Origin of the sequence: Bifidobacterium jacchi, from assembly GCF_009078285.1 — a bacterium.
In the GTDB taxonomy this organism is placed as follows: Bacteria; Actinomycetota; Actinomycetes; order Actinomycetales; family Bifidobacteriaceae; genus Bifidobacterium; species Bifidobacterium jacchi.
The window spans coordinates 1-2,611 of the sequence record NZ_RQSP01000069.1 but is presented as its reverse complement, the minus strand read 5'-3'; the positions used below and the strand labels follow the sequence as shown (position 1 = coordinate 2,611).

At 62.9% G+C, this 2,611-nt stretch carries 2 protein-coding genes; both read right to left on the bottom strand.

Annotated features, from left to right (window positions below; all coding sequences use genetic code 11):
- Positions 1–281: 281 nt before the first annotated feature.
- Positions 282–1,427 (bottom strand): ribokinase, encoded by a 1,146-nt coding sequence (locus EHS19_RS10170; RefSeq protein WP_241677216.1) that lies wholly within the window; start codon positions 1,425–1,427, stop codon positions 282–284.
- Between the two features lie 568 nt (positions 1,428–1,995).
- A complete protein-coding gene (rlmH, locus tag EHS19_RS10165) occupies positions 1,996–2,475 on the bottom strand; it encodes a 23S rRNA (pseudouridine(1915)-N(3))-methyltransferase RlmH (protein ID WP_151917648.1) in 480 nt (159 codons plus the stop codon).
- Between the last annotated feature and the right edge of the window lie 136 nt (positions 2,476–2,611).

Below are 2,611 nucleotides of genomic sequence, written 5' to 3'. Positions count from 1 at the left end.
AGCGAATGCGTGTTGCGCCCAGTCCCATTGATTGCACTCATAGCGCTCATACGGACAATGATCGTCCATTGACCGTTGCCTTGTTCAATTGCATCAGAGCATCGGCACCGACTACTCTCATGCTGCTATCAGCATACTATCGTGAGGTTCAAAACACGCAGATGTAGATCAACACTACCCCTCAGTCAGCTTTGCTGACAGCTCCCCTGACAAGGGGAGCCGGAGCATGCACTGGCCAATACCGGCAACGAACAGCAAACGGGTGCAGCAGCGCTCAGCCGTCACAGCGCGGCGAGGATGGTGGCGGCGGTGCCGTAGGAGTTCTGGGCGCCTTCGCCGGTGGCGGCATAGGCGGCGACGAGCGCGGCGGCACGAGCGGCATCGGCAAGCGAGAGCTCTGCGGCAAGGCCGGCGAGCACACCGCCCATGAACGCATCACCACAGCCAGTGGTGTCCACGGCCTTCACCGGCACGACCGGCACCGGCGTGATGCCGTCGCGGTCCAGCACCACCGAACCGTCCCCGCCGAGCGTGACGATAGCGCGGGCGAAGCCGGCATCATGCAGACGACGCGCAATCGGCTGCCAGGCAGCCACATCCCCGGCATCCGGCACCACGACGGCAGCGGCATCGGATTCGCTATCCGCCGCGGCATCGCCGGCAGCATCCACCGCATCCGCGGCATCCCCGGCATCCGCAGCCTCAGTGCCCGCCGCATCCGCGGATTCGCCAGCATTCAGCAGATCAGCCAACTCATGCTCGTTGACGAGCAGCACGTCCACGTTCTCCACCAATTCCGTCGGCAGCGCGCGGAACGGCGAATCGTTGAGCAGCACCGTCGCACCGGCCTGGTGCATGGCCTGCGAGAACGCGATCACCGCATCCATCGGGCTTTCCAGGCACAATCCGGCCACCAGCGGCTTGCCGGCGTTCCTCTGCGCATCACCGCGAGCATCGCCTACCAGCGCGCTCACCGCACGCCGCGCGTAGGCGGCATCCACATGCGCGTTCGCACCGGCCGAATACGCGATCGTGTTCTCGCCATGCGCGTCCACGGTGATGACGGTCGAGCCGCTCGGGCCGGGCACGCGCATCAGCCCGGACGTGTCCACACCGGCGTCGGCGAGACGCCCCGCCAGCATCTCGGCATTGTCGTCGTCGCCAAGCGCGCCGAACAGGTGCACGTTTGCGCCGATGCGCGCCGCGGCGGCCGACTGGTTGCCCGACTTGCCGCCCGGCAGAATCACCATCGGTCCGGCCGGCACCGTTTCGCCCGGCTGCGGAAGCCGCTCGACGCGCACGGTGTAGTCGGCGTTCATCGACCCGAGAATCGCCACGCGGCCGCGCTCGCCGCGATTCGCCTCATCCGCGATCGCGCTCAGCAACGCGCGCGCATCCGCCTGCTGTGCTGCTGCCATCGTCATCATATGCCTCCTTGGAAAGCGCCCGATCGGGTTGTGCGACCACATGCACTGCCGCACGTGCTGCCGCATGCACTGCAGCATGCACTCCCTGCCGGGCGCGACTCAACATATCCCAATGCCACCATAGCAACGCGCGCGACAGCTGCGCGGCGGGCACCACCCAGCCGCCGTCCGTCGGCACCATCCGCAGCATCCATCCGCAGCATCCATCCACATGATGTAGGGATCACCGAAATACCAAAAGCGCAAAAACGGCGGAATTCCGCCATTTATTAATGACTACACCATGTGACGATCCCTACACCATGCGAAAGTGGCAGTGCTGCGAGCCAGCTCGTCCTGCAATTATGGACGCGCCCCATATGCCCAATCGCATACCCGCTCAAGCTCACTCACATACCCACGCAAACCCATCATGTAGGGAAAATCCCATCATGTAGGGAAAACCCCATGATGTAGGGACGGCAACCATGAGCATTGCGCAAAAACGTTGGAATTCCGCCATTCCTTATCCCTACACCGTGGGAGCATCACTACACCATGCGCAATTCACTACACCGTGGGCGGTTGCCTACTTGTGGTAGGGCTCATGCGCGTTGATCTTGAACGCGCGGTAGATCTGTTCGAGCAGAATCACCCGCATCAGCTGGTGCGGAAACGTCATTTTCGAAAAGCTCAGCTTGTAGTCGGCGCGGCGCTCAATCGCGTCGTCCAGCCCGATCGACCCGCCGATGACCATCTGGATGTGGCTCACGCCGCGCAATCCCAGCTGGTTGATTTCAGCCGCCAGTCCTTCGCTCGACAGCATCCGCCCGTCGATGGCGAGCGCGATCACATACGCGCCGTCGCGCAGATGCCGGGCGATCCGCTCACCCTCCTTCGCCTTGATCTGCCGCTCAACGCCTTCGCTCGCATGCTCCGGCGTCTTTTCGTCGGCCACTTCGATGATGTCAAGTTTGCAGTAGCGGCCGAGTCGTTTGCTGTATTCGGCGATGGCGTCGCGCAGGTACGTTTCCTTGACCTTGCCGACGGCGATGATATCGATTTGCATGATGTATTATGGTTGATTATTGCGGGGTAGTGCCCGGATTCTTGCGCACTTTGGTCTTCGCCCGGCTCTGTGACGATGATCAGTCCGCTGCTGGTATGGTCTCACCGAGCCGGGACATGTCGAGGTAGCGGCGCGT